This is a genomic window from Caulobacter sp. SSI4214, from assembly GCF_012184455.1.
Taxonomy (GTDB): Bacteria; Pseudomonadota; Alphaproteobacteria; order Caulobacterales; family Caulobacteraceae; genus Caulobacter; species Caulobacter vibrioides_E.
Window position 1 is genome coordinate 55,192 of the sequence record NZ_SZWJ01000001.1, and the last position, 14,357, is coordinate 69,548.

Genomic DNA, 14,357 nt, shown 5'->3' on the forward strand with positions numbered 1-14,357 from the left:
ATGATCACCGCTTACTTTTTGAGTGTTGTGACGAGCTGAAGACAATGTCAACACTGCTCATACTGGCTTGTTCCGGCGACACCCTGGCGCCTATAAGATCGGCGCCGCGGCTACCGACAGGTCAGACCCGACAACCTTCTGTGGATGAGCGTTATGCGAACGGCGGTGGAAACGGCGGAACAGGTTCGAAAAGGCGCCTTGAAGGCGACGGATCGGATCAAGGAGGCGCTCGACGCGATCGAAAAGCACAACGGGGCGATCAACGCCTTCATCCGCGTCGACGCGGAAGGCGCCCTCGCCCGCGCCCACGAAATCGACCAAGCGGTGGCGGCTGGCGAGGATCCTGGCCCGCTGGCGGGCGTGCCACTGGGCGTGAAGGACATGGAAGCGTGCAAAGGCTTCCCCATCACCCAAGGCAGCTGGTTCCTGAAGGACAATCCGCCGGAAAAGGCCGACTCGCGCCATGTCGCGCGGTTGCGCGCCGCGGGAGCCGTGATCGTGGGCATCACCGCCGCCTCGGAATTCGGCATGGATTCGGCGACCACCTCGCGGCTTTATGGCGTGACGCGAAATCCGTGGAACCTCGACAAGACGCCCGGGGGGTCCAGCGGCGGCTCCTCGGCGGCCGTCGCCGCCGGCATGACGCCCCTGGCCACCGGAACCGACGCCGGCGGCTCGATCCGCGAACCGGCGGCCTTCACCGGTCTCGTCGGCCTGAAGCCCAGCCACGGCCGAATTCCCAAGATGAACGGCTTCTCCAACTGGTCGGTGCATGGCGCCCTCGCCCGAACCGCCGCCGACGCGGCCCGTCACCTGGATGTGGCCAGCGGCCCGCATGACGGCGACCGCCAGTCGCTGCCCGCCCACCCCGGCCGTTTCGAGGACGCGATCGAGACGCTGGACGTGTCGGGCCTGCGCTCCTTCTGGACGCCCGACCATGGCTACGCCCCGGTCGAGCCGGAAGTCGTCGCGATCGCGCGCGAGGCCGCTCAACGACTGATGCGCGCCGCGCGCTTGGCGGAGACCCAGGTCGATTTCCGTCCGGTGAACATCTACCGCGACTTCGGAGCCATCTTTGGCTCGACGCTGGAGGAGGACTTCACCCGCGACGGCATCTTGCCGGACGGGTTCGACATGCTCTCCGCCCCGGTCCAACGACTGCTCTCCAAGTTCCGAGAGCACCGCGGCGAGGTCGACGTCAAGAAATCTTGGGAGAACGTCCATCTTCTTGAACGGCAGGTGGCCGATCTCTTCTCCGAGGTCGACCTTCTCCTGTCGCCCGCCACGTCGTGCGCCCCCTATGGCGCCGACGATCCCATCCCCTCGGTGATCGACGGGCGCGACGCGACCTACACCGGCGCGGAACCGTTCGGCATGTTGGCCAACGCCTGCTGGAACCCCTCGATCTCGATTCCGGCGGGCCTGACCTCGGATGGCCTGCCCGTCGGACTTCAGATCACCGCGCGCCGTCACCGCGACGATATCCTGCTCAGGCTGGCTCGCCTGGCGGAACTGGACGCGCCATGGACGTTTCCATCCCTTTGAAACGGCGATCGAAAGACACCGCCCACCCCAGCATTTATCAAGTCGGGCGCGAAGTGTACCAAGGCGGGCGTTGTAGTTGCGCCGGCCTGAACCGGCCACGGACGAAGGAGCCATGAAGCCGCGATGACCGCCTCTCTACCCACCGGCGCCGAGCCGGCCAGCGCCAACGCCCCCTATCACAAGGGGAACGTTCCGCTGCGCATGATGGAGGCGGCCGAGCGCATCCTGGCGACCGAAACCGTCGAGGACATCACCGCCCGGCGCCTCTGCCGCGAAGTAGGCGTCACCTCCGCCAACTTCTACAATCACTATCCGAGCCTCGAATTCCTGCTTCTGGAGATCGCCGCGAAAGGCTTCGAGGAGCGCATCCGCATGATGCGCCGCCTCCTCAAGCGCGGCCTTCCCCGCGAGGAGGCGATGGTCCAGTGCGCGGTCAAGACCGTCGAGCTAGGCCTCGAAAAGCCTCAGCTTTTCCGGATCATGTTCGGCTATTCGAAAAATCCGAAGCAGAACCCGAAATATGTGGAGCTGGCGGACCGCTCGCTCGCGACCCTGACGCAAATCGTCTATGGCGAGGACTTCTTCCGCGCCGACGACATCGCCTGGTCGCATGAGCACTGCAAGCGGACCTACGCCTTCTTCTCGTTCATATACGGGGTGGCGGTGGCCATCTCGACGGACATGATCTCGAACCCGTCCGGCACGCGGAAGGATCTGATCCGCTATGTCGAGGCGCTGACCCGCACCTTCATCAAGGATATGGGCTGAGAGGCGCCTCCCTCATTCGGTCGCGGCCTTGGCCTCCAGACGTCGCGCTCGCGCCTCCAGGCGACGCTGGATGATTCCATGCTTGCGGCTCGTGATCGGGAAGTTCCAGGCCAGGCAGGCCATGGATAGATGAAAGATCAGCGGAGCCCCGATATAGGCCGCGAGCAGGCCAAGATTAGCGACCTCGCCGTTCGGATGGCCGACCTTGTAGCCGGCCTTGTCCATAATGAGGAAGGCGCAGGCGCCGCCCAGCGCCATCATCACCTTGATGACCAGCATCTGAATGGCGAAGAAGTTCCCCGCCTTGGACGAGCCGGTCCTCAGGGCGTCGTGGTCGATGACGTCACCCAGCACCGCGCCCGGCAGGAAGTTGGTCGGGGCGCCGAAGAACGACCGCACGCACACGAGCCCGATGAAGAAGGGAAAACCCGCCGCCCCCTTGGGCAGCAGTAGAACGATCGGCGAGAGGCAGACGATCGCCGCGACGCAGAAGGCCCACGCCCTGTGCCGGTCGATCTTCTTGAGGATCGGCGTCCAGACCTGCAGGAACACCATCTCGGCGACGAACAGCGCCACCATGATGAAGGGGAACTGCTCCTTCAGCCCCATGAAGTCGGTCATGAAGATGAAGGTGGTCGACATGAAGAAGCCCTCGCCCAGGCCCCAGAGCGCGGTTATTCCGTAGAAGCGTTGCAGCACGGCCGAGCGCCGCAGGCTCGACAGAACCGCCCCCAGCGCGACCCGCCTGTTCTCCACCACCGGACCGTTCGGGACGATGATCAAGGACAGAAGCATGAAGAGCGGAAACGCGATCACATAGGCGATGGAGAGAACCGCGAACGAGGTTCCGCTGATCGCCGTGCTCTTGGTGTAGAAATAGAGGCCGATGGGCAAAAGATAGGACGCCAGACTGCCGGCGATGTTGAAGATGGCCTTCGCCGCGCCGATGCGCGAACGCTCGACATAGTCACGGCTCAGCTCCGCGCCCCAGGCGGAATTCGGCACCTCGAACATGGTGAAGCCGACATAGAGAAGCGCCGACCATAGCGCGAAATAGCCGACATCGGCGTTCGCCGGGGGCTGGAACAGGCGCGTCGCCGACAGGGCGCAAAAGATCATCGACCCGACGGCCCATGGCTTGCGCGTACCGAACACCGCGCGGGTGCGGTCGGAGAGGAAACCGATGATCGGATCGGAAACCGCGTCGAACACCCGCCCCAGCGCGGCGACGGCGCCGATCTGCGCCAGGGTGATATGGGTGTGGCCCGCGTAGTAGGCCGGCAGCAGCATGTAGAGCGGCAGGGCGATAAAGGCGTGGGGCATGGAGGGCATTCCATAGACCACACGCTGCAAGGCGGAGAGGGATTGACCCGAGCCAAGTCTGGAACGAAACATTCGACCTCCCCGTCGAAAAATTATCGCCGCTTACATCGGCACACTAAAAAGCCATTGTCCAGAAGGGATAAGCGGGGCGCGAATTTTCAGTCGCGCGATTGACGCCGGTTGATCAGAATATATACATTGCTCACATTAACACGCCCGGAGCGCGGCAGCGCCGACGACAGGAGGAGACGGATGTTCCCTGACGACCACCCCGGATCGAGGGCGCTGTTCGAGCGAGCGCTCAAGGTGATGCCCGGCGGAAACTCGCGCCACACGGTCTATTTTCCGCCCTATCCCGTCTATGCGGCCAAGGGCGAAGGCGCGCGGGTGACCGATGTCGACGGCATCTCGCGGTTGGACTTCATCAACAACTATTCCTCGCTGATTCATGGCCACTGCCATCCGGAAGTGACCGCGGCGATCACGCGCCAGGCGGCGACCTTGCAGGCCGTCTCCCTGCCGACCGAGGCAGAGATCGAACTGGCCGAGATTCTCTGCGCGCGCCTGCCTTCGGTCGAGCAAATTCGCTTCGCCAATTCGGGCACCGAGGGCGTGATGATGGCGATCAAGGCCGCGCGCGGGTTCACCGGTCGCCGCCTCATCGCCAAGGTCGAGGGCGCCTATCACGGCAGCGACGACACCGCCGCCGTCAGCACCTATCCGCATCCGTCGAAATGGAGCGATCCCGACGAGGGCCGAGGGATTTCCGAACCGGGCTCGGGCCCCGGCGCGGCGGCGGACGTGATCATCTTGCAGATGAACGACGTCGAGGGCGGTCGACGCCTGATACGGCGCCACGGCGCCGAACTCGCCGCCGTTCTGGTCGATCCCCTCGTCAAGAATCTGGGCTATCGGCCCGCCTCCCCCGCCTTCCTGGAGATGCTGCGGGAAGAGACCCGCGCGGCCGGCGCCCTCCTGATCTTCGACGAGGTCTATAGCCTGCGTCTCGGCTATGGCGGCGCTCAAGAGGTCCTGGGCGTCCGGGCGGACCTGACGGCGCTGGGCAAGATCATCGGCGGCGGCCTTCCGGTCGGCGCGGTGGGCGGTTCGGCCGAGATCATGACGGCCGTGTTCGACCCGCGCGGCGGCAAGGCCAAGGTCTCCCACGGCGGGACCTATAACGCCAACCCGCTGACCATGGCGGCGGGCGCCGTCTCGATGCGCCTGTTCGATCGCGCCGCGTTCGACAGGCTGTCTGGGCTTGGCGACCGCCTCCGGAAAGGCCTTGCCGAAGCCGCTTCGGCCGCCGGCGCGACCGCCAGGGTCACGGGCGCGGCGTCGATCGTCGGCCTCTTCCACATGTCGGGCTCAGGCGAAACCTTCCGCGACATGGCCAAGGCGCGGATGGAGAATCCGGAGGCGGGCCGCAAGGCCGAGCACTTCTTCCGCCATATGCTCGACAATGGCGTGCTGATGGGCGCGCCGGGCTTCTTCGTCCTGTCGACCGTCCTGACCGAGGCGGATATCGACCACGTCATCAACGAGGCTCACGTCGCCTTTTCGACCCTGAGGAAGGCCGCCGCATGAGGCAGGAATATCGCACCACGCCGGCCGGCAAGATCCGGGCGCGCGGCGCGGGGGTCCCTTTCGTGGGCCAACCCGGCCCCGCCAACGCCATCACCGACGTCGCGGGCGTCGAGGTCGGCTACAAGACCCTGATCGAGGGCTCGGGTCCGCTGGTCGTGGGCCAGGGTCCCGTCCGCACCGGCGTCACCGCCATCTTCCCGCGCGGCCGGCAAAAGCCTGAAGGCGCCGTCTGGGCGGGCTATTTCAACATGAGTGGCAACGGCGAGATGAGCGGCGCGGCCTTCGTCGAGGAGCGTGGGCGCTTCGACGGTCCGATCACCATTACCAACACCCACTCCTGCGGCCTGACGCGGGATGTCACGGCGAAGTGGCTGTACAGCCAGCACCAGCCTGGAGAGAAGACCGACCAGCCCTTCTATCTGCCCGTCGCGGCCGAGACGCATGACGGCTCGCTCAACGACATCAACGGCCACCACGTCAAGGAACAGGACGTCATCGACGCCTTCGAGGACGCGCGGGGCGGCTGGATCGAGGAAGGCAGCGTCGGCGGCGGCACCGGGATGCGCTGCTTCGAGTTCAAGGGCGGCTCGGGCACGGCTTCGCGCCAGGTCGAGTTCGCCGGCGAAACCTACACGGTCGGCGCCTTCGTCCAGTCCAATTTCGGCAAGCGCCATCTGCTCCGGATCGCCGGGGTTCCGGTGGGCCTCGAACTGCCGATCGTCGACTTCTCCCCGCCCGAATTCGGATCGATCATCGGCGTCGTGGCGACCGACGCGCCCATGGCCCCGCACCACCTGCGCCGGATCGCCCGCCGCGCCGCCTACGGCATCTCGGCGACAGGCGGCATCGCCTCGAACGAGTCCGGGGACCTGTTCCTCGCCTTCTCGACCGCGAACGCCGAAGCCGTGAGCCAACACGAGGGTCTGGTGAGCGCCAGCTTCGTCGGCGAGGCGGCGATGAGCCGCTTCTACGAGGCCACCATCCAGGCCGTCGAGGAGGCCATCCTCAACAGCATGTTCGCCAACGAGACCATGAGCGGGATCAACGACTTCACCGTCCGCGCCCTGCCCGTCGAGACCGTTCGTGATATCCTGCGTCGCTACAACCGCCTGGTCGAGACGGACTGACGCCTCGCCCCGTAGAGAGGAGCTTTCATGCGCGACGTCTTTTCCCCGGGCCTGTTCGAAAACAAGCGCGCCTTCGTTTCCGGCGGCTCTTCGGGCATCAACCTGGAAATCGCGCGCAGGCTGGGCTCCCTCGGCGCGGAGGTGGCGGTGTTCAGCCGCTCCCAGGACAAGATCGACGCCGCCGTCCAGAGCCTTCGCGCCGACGGTATCGACGCCAGCGGCTATACGGGGGACGTGCGCCAGTATGACCAGGTGGCGGAGGCCGTATCGGCTTTCGCGGCCAAGGGCGGCGGCATCGATTTCGTCATTTCGGGCGCAGCCGGCAACTTCGTCGCGCCCGCCGCCGGCATGAGCGCCAACGCCTTCCGGACCGTCGTCGATATCGACCTGAACGGGACCTACAACGTGCTGCGCGCGGCCTTCGAGCACCTGCGGCGTCCGGGGGCGTCGCTGATCAACATCTCGGCCGTGCAATCGCAGCAGGCCATGCCCTTCCAGGCGCACGTGTGCTCCGCCAAGGCGGGGATAGACATGCTGACCCGCGCCCTGGCGGTCGAGTGGGGGCCGATGGGCGTGCGCGTCAATGCGATCCTGCCCGGGCCGATCGCCGAGACCGAAGGCATGAGGCGACTGTCGAGCACGCCGGAAATGGCCGAACGGATCACGCGCTCCATCCCCCTGCAACGCTATGGGGAAAAGCGCGAAGTGGCCGATATGGCGGCCTTCCTCTGCTCCGAGGCCGCGACCTATGTCACCGGCGCCATCCTGACCTGTGACGGCGGTCAGCTGGCCGGAAATCCGCAAGGCGTCGTCGGCTAAGCCCGGCGTCGTTCGGGCCTGGGACAGGCGCGGACCTCAAGCCCGGCGCTTGAGAACCGCTTCGGTCCAGGCCCGAACGACCGGCTGCCAAAGCTCGTTGGCGGCCTCGCCGTTCATCACCATGCAGATGCCCGAGCCCAGCGTCGGGAAGATCGAATAGATGCTACGCCAGCCAATCGATCCGCCGGAGTGGTGGACGTTCAGCACCCCGCCAGCATCGACCAAGATGTGACCCAACCCGGCCTTCATCGGCAGATCGGGCAAGGAATCGGCGTCGCCGTGAGGCGTGTGCAGGATCGCGAGCGAGGCGGGACTGACGACTCCGCGCCCCGGCGGCGTCCCCTCGCCTCCGGCCATCTCCGCGCCCGCGAAGGCCGCCAGATCTCCGACGGTGGCGTAGGCCCCGCCGGCGGCGCGGCAAAGCCAGCGATAGTCGGCGGTCACCCTTCCCTCCCGGTCGTGCGGCGAGGCGAAGGGTAGGCCCTCGATCCGTTCGAAGCCGGTGCGGGACAAGCCGAGTGGCCGCAGGAGCCGCTCTTCGACGAAGGCGGCGTAGGACAGGCCCGTAATGTCCTCGATGGCCAGCTCCAGCAGGCCAAAGCCGGCGTTCGAGTAGCGCCAGCCCTCGCCCGGCGGATGCGTGACGGCGACGAGATCATCGTCCCGCCGCAGCCCCCAATAGGCATAGTGACGCTCTTGCGCCTCGGTGGGCGGCGGAAGGCGGCCCTGCATGGCGTCGATCAGGGTGAAGCCCGGCTGGTCGAGCCCGACGCCGCGAAACCCCGCCTCGGTGACGCCCGCATGGTGAGACAGCAGCCGACGCGGCGTGACGAGATCCAAGTCGAACGCCCCTCCGGCGGCGGTCACGCGGAACCGCTTGAGATAGCGATTGATCGGCTGGTCCAGGTCGAGACGACCCTCCTCGACCAGAACCATGACCGCGAGCGCGGCATAGGACTTGGAGATCGACTGCAGGCTAAACCGCGTCTCCTCGGTCACCAGCTCGTTCTTCTCGGCGTCCGCGAGACCGAAGACGCGGACAGCGACCGTCTCGCCGCCCTCGATCAGGGCGAGGGCGCACCCCGGGACCTTTTGCCTCTCCATGCCCTGGAGGACCAAATCCTCGGCGGTCGGCAGAAAGGCGGACACGAGATCAGACAAGGGCGCGCTCCACCACTTCGCGCAGACGCGCGGTAATCCCAGGCGTCGCGGCCAGACGTTCGAGTTCCGCCTTCATCAGGCCCCGCCGGGGCTCAAGATGGCGCCGCCACTGGTCGAGTTGGGGCGTGAAATAGCTGGGCCGCCCTCCCCCCATCTGATCCATCATCAGCAGCCGGTCGCCGAGGAAGCGGTAGCCCTTGCCCGAGGGGTCGTGGAAGGTCACGCGGTTCTGCCGGAACAGGCTGCCATAGAAGGCGACGACGCGAGCGGTGTTGCGGATGTCGAAGGCGGGATGGGCTTCCAGCGCCATGATCTCGTCGATCGCGTCCGGCGCGCGAGAAAGCGCGTAGGCCTTGAACCACTTGTCGATGACCAGGGGCTGATCCTTGTAGCGCTGGTAGAAGCTTTCGAACGCCACGCGCCTCGCCGGAGAGTCGACATGGGCGATAAGGCTCAGCGCCTCGAACCGCTCGGTCATCGACGGCCCGTGTTCGATCTGGTCCAGCGCCGCCCGCACCGCCGCGTCGCCGCCTGCGCCAAGCATGAGGTCGAGGCAGGCGCATCTCAGGCTCCTGCGGCCAATGGCCTGAGCCGAACGGTCCTGAGGGTCGAGACCGCCCAGCGCCTCGTGCAAGGCGAACAGTCGCGCGCCGCACCGCTCGGCGAGCCGTTGGCGGAGCCGCGCTCGGGCGCGCATATGGCCATCAAGTGAGATCTCTTCCAGCCCCTCGCTCAGGACCGGCTCGTCGGGAAGGGCGAGCTTCAGCGCCGTGAGCATGGGCGCGCTCTCCGCCTGCTCCAGCAGGCGCGCCACGAGGTCGAGAACGGCCTCGGGGGGCTCGCCCGATCGCCCCGCCAGCTCCTCGCGGCTCATGGCTCGGATGGCGCGGATCATAAGGTCCTGGACGCTGTTCCAGGCCACGAACGGATCGTCGTCGCGGAGGGCTAATACCGCGAGGTCGGCGTCGGCGAGATCGAGATCCAGGCTGACCGGCGCGGTGAACTCGCGCAGGATCGAGGGGATCGGCGCCTCCGCGACGTCCTCGAAAACAAAGCTCCGGGCCTCGGCCTTCAGCTCGAGAAGACGCGGCTCGCAAAGCCTTTTGCCGTCGCGCGCGAATAGCGCCGCCTTCACCGGGATGTGCAGGGGGCCGCCCGGCCCCGGCTTGTCGGGCGCCGTCTGGGAAAGGGTGAGCGTGTAACGCCGGGCCGCGGCGTCATAGGTGCCCCGGGCCGTGAGCGTCGGCCGACCCGCCTGCTTCAGCCACTTGCGGAAAAGGCCAAGGTCCAGCCCGTTGCGCCGCGCGAACAGGTCGAACAGGTCCTCCATGGTCACGGCCTGGCCGTCGAAGGTCGCCAGATACTCGCGGATCGTCGCGGCGAAGGCTTCGGGTCCGACCAGACTGCGCAACATGCGCAGGACCTCGGCGCCTTTTTCGTAGATGGTGTTGGTGTAGAAGTTCTCGATCTCCGAAAAGCTGTCCGGCTGCACCGGATGAGCTGCCGGGCCGTCGTCCTCGGGAAACTGGTTGCGCCGCAGCGCCTTGACCTGCTCGATCCGGAAGGCGCCCGGCTCCAGCACCTCCTCCATGAAAAGCTGGTCGCGCAAGCGCGTCAGCCCCTCCTTGAGGCTGAGCTGGAACCAATCGCGGCAGGTGACGCGGTTGCCCGTCCAGTTGTGGAAATATTCGTGCCCGATGATCCGCTGGATCAGCGAGAACTCTTCGTCCGTGGTGATGGCGGGGTCGGCGATGACGCCCTCGGCGCCGAAGAGGTTCAGACCCTTGTTCTCCTGCGCCCCCGAATAGTCGTCGAGCGCGACGATATTGTAGAGATCCAGATCGTATTCGAGACCGAAGGTTCGCTCCTCCCAGGCCAGAGCGGACTTCAGCGCCTCCAGCGCGAAGCGGCAACGCCCCTCCTCTCCCGGACGGGCGTGGATGGCGATCTTGATCTCGCGGCCAGAGGGCGTCTTCCAGCTATCCCGGGCGATCCCGAACTCGCCCGCCATCACGGCGAAGATATAGCTCGGCTTGGGATAGGGGTCTTTCCAAACGGCGAAGGCGCGTCCGCCCTTGACGCCCTCCTCCACGAGATCGCCGTTCGACAGAAGGACGGGGAAGCGCTCCGCGTCCGCCTCCAGCCTGACCTGATAGCGGGTCATCACGTCCGGGCGGTCCGGGAAATAGGTGATCTGGCGGAAGCCCTCGGCCTCGCATTGGGTGGCCAGGACGCCGGCGTGCCAGAAAAGGCCCTTCTTGCCCGGGTTCTGGTCGGGACGGATCAGCACCTCCAGCTCCAGGGTGAAGGCGTCGGGCGCGGCGTGCAGAACGAAACGGTCCGGCGTCGCCTCGAAGCGGGAAGGATCCAGCGGAACGCCGTCCAGCCACGCCGAGACGAATTCCAGGTCCTGACCGTCGAGCGTCAGGGGCTTGCCGCCCCCGGCCTCGCGCCGCTCTATCCGAAGGACCGAACGCACCCGGGTCTCTTTCGGATCGAGCGCGATGTCCAGCGTCAGGTCGGGAACATGGAACGGATAGGGATGGTAGTCGGCGAGGCGGACGACGGCGGAAGCGTTCACGCGGCCTCCTCCACGCGCTCGGCCCGAAGCAGTTCCGTCTCGCCCTCGGCATAGGCGATCAGGCGCTGGGCCCGCCCATCGGGGCCATATTCGATGCGGCTTTCACCCGGCGTCTGCTGCGAGAAGAAGCGGCCGTTCTCGTCCATATAGATCGGGCGAGGCGGCAGGATCAGGCCGACGATATGGCTGTGCAGCTGGCCATTCTCGCTCCAAATGTCGATATGGGGCGCGTCGATGCCCGCCGTGATGCGGAAGCGGCCGACATAGCGCGCCTGCTCCTCGGCGCTCAGCGTCCGGATTTCGCGGGGCGGCCGCAGATAACCGTCCCAATCGAAGGCTCGCGCCAGGCCGTTCAGCGCCTCGTAATAGAGGATCAGGCCGCTCAGGCTATTGGTCAGGACCACGCCGCCCCAGCCTTTTTCCAAGCCGCAGACGGTGTTGCACTGATAGCCCTCGTTCGAACCGCCATGCCCGAAGCGCGCTGACGCGCCCTCGCCGAACACCTCCCAACCGAGGCCGAACTGGCCGCCGCCCTGGCGCGTCATCATTTCTCGCGCGATGGAGCGCGAGAGAAGCGGGTTGGGCTCTCCGAGCCAGGCCTTGCGGCACGCGATCATGAAGCGCGCGTAGTCGGGCGCCGTGGTGTAGACCCCGCCCGCCGCCAGCTGCGGCGTGAACGTGTAGCGCCCGGCGACCGGTGAGCCGTCCGGATGATGGCCGACGGCGGCGAAGGGCCGAAGCCGCTCCGGCAGCGGCTGTTCAAAGGTGGTGCGCGTCATGCCCAGCGGCGAGAACAGACGCTCTTGCGCCAGCGCCGCGAAGGGCTTGCCGGTCAGGTCCTCGAGGAGCAGCTGGACGATGGATGTTCCGCCTCCCGAATAGCGCACGGAGATCCCTGGCAGCTTGTCGACCACCACCGCGGGGGTTGGCGAAGGCGGCGTTCCATTCAGAACGTCGAGCAGGCTCGGCGCGGGCTTTTCATGCGGATAGGCGCCAAAGCCGTGAACGGTCGTGCCGGCCCGATGGCTGAGCAGGTGCCGCAGCGTCACGGGAACCTGACGGGTCAGGTCGTTTTCCGGCAGACGCCAGGACTTCAGATAGGTGTTGATCGGCGCGTCCAGCGACACCTCGCCTTGGTCGACGAGCTGAAGGGCCAGCACGGCCGCCAGAGGCTTGCTGATCGAAGCCCCCGCGAAAACGGTGTCGGCCTCGACCGCCTCTCCGCCTGGCGTCTTGACGCCGAAGCCCGCCGCGTCGGCGACCTCGCCGTCCTCGATGACACAGACCGAAAAGCCCGGACAGTTGTAGTGAGCCAACCGCTCGGCCGCGGACCAGGTCTCGTCGACGCCAGCGACGGGATTGACCGGCAAGAGCGCCTCGGAGAAGCGGCGCATTCTATCGCTAAGCGGCATATCGCGAGCCCGAACATATTAACAGTGATCATATCAAGCCTTGCTTTCGCGACCCTGTCAATGTAATCACCGCTCATATAAAAAGGGAGAGACGTCGTGACCGTTGGCCTGGAACCGTCCGCCTTGCACCCCTTCATGGGGCAGGACCTTCCGCATCTGCTGGAAAACCAGGCCGCGAGGCGGGGCGATCACCCCTTTCTGATCTACCATCCCTTCGCGGGCGATCCGCAAACCTGGTCCTACGCGGCCTTTCATGAGGCCGTGACGCGACTCGCCGGGGGACTGGCTGCTCGGGGCGTCGGCCTCAGCCAGCCCGTGCTCATCCACATGGACAACTGCATCGAGTTCCTGATGGCCTGGCACGCCTGCTCGCGCCTCGGCGCCGTGGCGGTCACGACCAACACCCGGTCCTCGGTGGACGAACTGGCCTATTTCATCAGCCATTCGGGCGCGCGCATCGCCCTGACCGAACCCTGCCACGCCGCGAACGTCATCAAGGCTGGACCGGACCTCGCGGAGGTCGCCTGCACCGCCACCGACGGCGGCGAGACGCCCGACACGCCTCGCCCCGCGGGATTGACGCCCTTTGAGGACCTCGCGGCCGGCGATCCCGCCCTGGCGCCGCTGCGCGCCCCCGAACCCTTCGCCTTCAACAGCGTCCAGTACACGTCGGGATCGACCTCACGACCCAAGGGCGTCGTCTGGACCCACGCCAACGCGCTGTGGGGCGGACGGATGGGCGCCTTCGCCTGTCAGGTCGGACCGGAGGATATCGGCCACGCCTGCCTGCCGCTCTATCACACGAACGCGCTGTCCTATTCGCACCTCAGCACGCTGTGGGCGGGCGCTACGCTCGTCTTCCAGCGCCGCTTTTCGGCGAGCCGGTTCTGGGATTGCGTCACCCAGCACGGATGCACCTGGGGCATCCAGATCCCGTTCACGCTGAAGGCCCTGATGGCGAAGCCGGTTCCGGCGAACAGCTTCCGGCTTTGGGGCCTGGGCGGGGTCGATCCGCCGACCGTGCTCGCCCATTTCGGCATCCCGTGCCTCGGCTGGTTCGGCATGACCGAGACTGTCTCCCTGCCGCTGGTCTCGACGACCAATCTCGAAAGCCGGATCGGATCGATGGGAACCCCGACGCCGGGCTACGAGATCGAGGTTCGCGACGAGGCCGGCGCGCCGGTCGGCTTCGGCGAAACCGGCCATCTCTGGATACGCGGCGTGCGCGGCCTTTCCCTGTTCCAGGAATATCTGAACGATCCGACGGCCACCGCCGCCGCCTTCGACGAACGCGGCTGGTTCAAGACCGGAGATCGGGTCAGCCTGCACCGCACGGGCGTGACCTTCGAGGGGCGCGACCGCGACATGCTGCGGGTTGGAGCCGAGAACGTCGCCGAGTCGGAGATCGAGCGCGTGCTCCTGGCCACCGGACTGGTCGCCGAGGTCGCCGTGGTCGGCAAGCCGCACCCCATGCTGGACGAGACCCCGATGGCCTTCGTCATCGCCGCGCCGGGCTCGGCCGATCCTCGCCCGGCCCTGTTCGCGGCTTGCGCCGACAAGCTGGCCAGCTTCAAGCGACCCGAGACAATCGTGCTGGTCGAGGATCTGCCTCGCGTCACCCTGGGCAAGATCGACAAGAAGATTCTGCGCCAGAGAGCGGCCGAGCTCGCGCGCGAAGAGCGGTCCGAAAAGGCGGCCGAGCGCTGAGCCCCGCTCAGCGCTCCTCTACCCCCTCGACGATGCAGAGCTCGATCTCCGCCGCGCCCAGTCGGTGGGCTCGCGCGGCCTGATAGGTCTCCGAACGCCAGTAGTTCCGGGCCGCTTCGAAGCTGTCGAATTCGAGAATGACATTGCGAGGACGGGCCTCGCCCTCCATCGCGTCGAAGCGCCCGCCGCGCGCCAGGATTTTCGCGCCGTGCTCTCGCATCGCCTCTCGCGCCCCGTCGGCGTAACGCTGGTAGGCCTCCGGATCGGTGACGGTGACCCGCGCGATGACATAGCCCTTGGGGCCCTTGGAATTGTTCGACATGACGC

General features: G+C 66.6%; 11 protein-coding genes. 6 read left to right on the plus strand and 5 right to left on the minus strand.

Going from position 1 to position 14,357, the window contains the following annotated elements:
- Positions 1 to 198: 198 nt before the first annotated feature.
- Positions 199 to 1,545, plus strand: a complete 1,347-nt coding sequence (locus FCU40_RS00230; protein WP_168072078.1) for an amidase family protein — start codon at positions 199 to 201, stop codon at positions 1,543 to 1,545.
- 123 nt (positions 1,546 to 1,668) lie between these two features.
- The gene (locus FCU40_RS00235; protein ID WP_004615548.1) at positions 1,669 to 2,313 is read left to right on the plus strand and encodes a TetR/AcrR family transcriptional regulator; all 645 of its coding nucleotides are present in this window, start codon (positions 1,669 to 1,671) and stop codon (positions 2,311 to 2,313) included.
- Between the two features lie 12 nt (positions 2,314 to 2,325).
- Here FCU40_RS00235 and FCU40_RS00240 read toward each other — a convergent pair whose 3' ends face one another.
- Positions 2,326 to 3,708, minus strand: coding sequence for an MFS transporter (locus FCU40_RS00240; protein ID WP_342672519.1), 1,383 nt, complete (start codon positions 3,706 to 3,708; stop codon positions 2,326 to 2,328).
- Between the two features lie 180 nt (positions 3,709 to 3,888).
- Between FCU40_RS00240 and FCU40_RS00245 the strand changes: the two genes are divergently transcribed.
- Genes FCU40_RS00245 through FCU40_RS00255 form a run of 3 tightly spaced genes read left to right on the plus strand, consistent with a single transcriptional unit; the run spans position 3,889 to position 7,169 of the window.
- Entirely contained in the window at positions 3,889 to 5,223 is a 1,335-nt protein-coding gene (locus tag FCU40_RS00245) for an aspartate aminotransferase family protein (protein WP_168072082.1), read from the plus strand.
- Positions 5,220 to 6,350, plus strand: a complete 1,131-nt coding sequence (locus FCU40_RS00250; protein ID WP_004615552.1) for a P1 family peptidase — start codon at positions 5,220 to 5,222, stop codon at positions 6,348 to 6,350. Before FCU40_RS00245 ends, FCU40_RS00250 begins: the two co-directional genes overlap by 4 nt.
- 27 nt (positions 6,351 to 6,377) lie before the next feature.
- Entirely contained in the window at positions 6,378 to 7,169 is a 792-nt protein-coding gene (locus FCU40_RS00255) for an SDR family oxidoreductase (RefSeq protein WP_168072084.1), read from the plus strand.
- Positions 7,170 to 7,205: 36 nt separating this feature from the next.
- On the opposite strand, the gene FCU40_RS00260 is transcribed toward FCU40_RS00255, so the two are convergent.
- From FCU40_RS00260 to FCU40_RS00270, 3 genes are read right to left on the minus strand one after another with little or no spacing between them, the layout of a single operon-like run.
- Positions 7,206 to 8,330 carry a serine hydrolase domain-containing protein gene (locus tag FCU40_RS00260; RefSeq protein WP_168072086.1) on the minus strand — a complete coding sequence of 375 codons (1,125 nt, stop codon included), beginning with the start codon at positions 8,328 to 8,330 and terminating at the stop codon, positions 7,206 to 7,208.
- The gene (gene pepN, locus FCU40_RS00265) at positions 8,323 to 10,911 is read right to left on the minus strand and encodes an aminopeptidase N (RefSeq protein WP_168072088.1); all 2,589 of its coding nucleotides are present in this window, start codon (positions 10,909 to 10,911) and stop codon (positions 8,323 to 8,325) included. Before pepN ends, FCU40_RS00260 begins: the two co-directional genes overlap by 8 nt.
- Complete coding sequence (locus FCU40_RS00270) at positions 10,908 to 12,305, minus strand: serine hydrolase domain-containing protein (RefSeq protein ID WP_004615558.1); 1,398 nt, start codon at positions 12,303 to 12,305, stop codon at positions 10,908 to 10,910. The genes pepN and FCU40_RS00270 overlap by 4 nt, the downstream gene beginning before the upstream one ends.
- 114 nt (positions 12,306 to 12,419) lie before the next feature.
- On the opposite strand from FCU40_RS00270, the gene FCU40_RS00275 reads away from it, so the two are divergent.
- Positions 12,420 to 14,030 carry an AMP-binding protein gene (locus FCU40_RS00275; protein WP_206677281.1) on the plus strand — a complete coding sequence of 537 codons (1,611 nt, stop codon included), beginning with the start codon at positions 12,420 to 12,422 and terminating at the stop codon, positions 14,028 to 14,030.
- A gap of 7 nt (positions 14,031 to 14,037) precedes the next feature.
- Here the strand turns inward: FCU40_RS00275 and FCU40_RS00280 are convergent, their stop codons facing one another.
- Entirely contained in the window at positions 14,038 to 14,352 is a 315-nt protein-coding gene (locus tag FCU40_RS00280; protein ID WP_168072090.1) for a DUF1330 domain-containing protein, read from the minus strand.
- Positions 14,353 to 14,357: the final 5 nt, after the last annotated feature.

What these genes read in the sequence shown, in the direction of transcription:
- FCU40_RS00270 (WP_004615558.1), bottom strand. Translation starts at nt 12,305, where the DNA reads ATGCGCCGCTTCTCCGAGGCGCTCTTGCCGGTCAATCCCGTCGCTGGC.
- FCU40_RS00245 (WP_168072082.1), top strand. Translation starts at nt 3,889, where the DNA reads ATGTTCCCTGACGACCACCCCGGATCGAGGGCGCTGTTCGAGCGAGCG.
- FCU40_RS00255 (WP_168072084.1), top strand. Translation starts at nt 6,378, where the DNA reads ATGCGCGACGTCTTTTCCCCGGGCCTGTTCGAAAACAAGCGCGCCTTC.
- FCU40_RS00280 (WP_168072090.1), bottom strand. Translation starts at nt 14,352, where the DNA reads ATGTCGAACAATTCCAAGGGCCCCAAGGGCTATGTCATCGCGCGGGTC.
- FCU40_RS00250 (WP_004615552.1), top strand. Translation starts at nt 5,220, where the DNA reads ATGAGGCAGGAATATCGCACCACGCCGGCCGGCAAGATCCGGGCGCGC.
- FCU40_RS00235 (WP_004615548.1), top strand. Translation starts at nt 1,669, where the DNA reads ATGACCGCCTCTCTACCCACCGGCGCCGAGCCGGCCAGCGCCAACGCC.
- FCU40_RS00240 (WP_342672519.1), bottom strand. Translation starts at nt 3,708, where the DNA reads ATGTTTCGTTCCAGACTTGGCTCGGGTCAATCCCTCTCCGCCTTGCAG.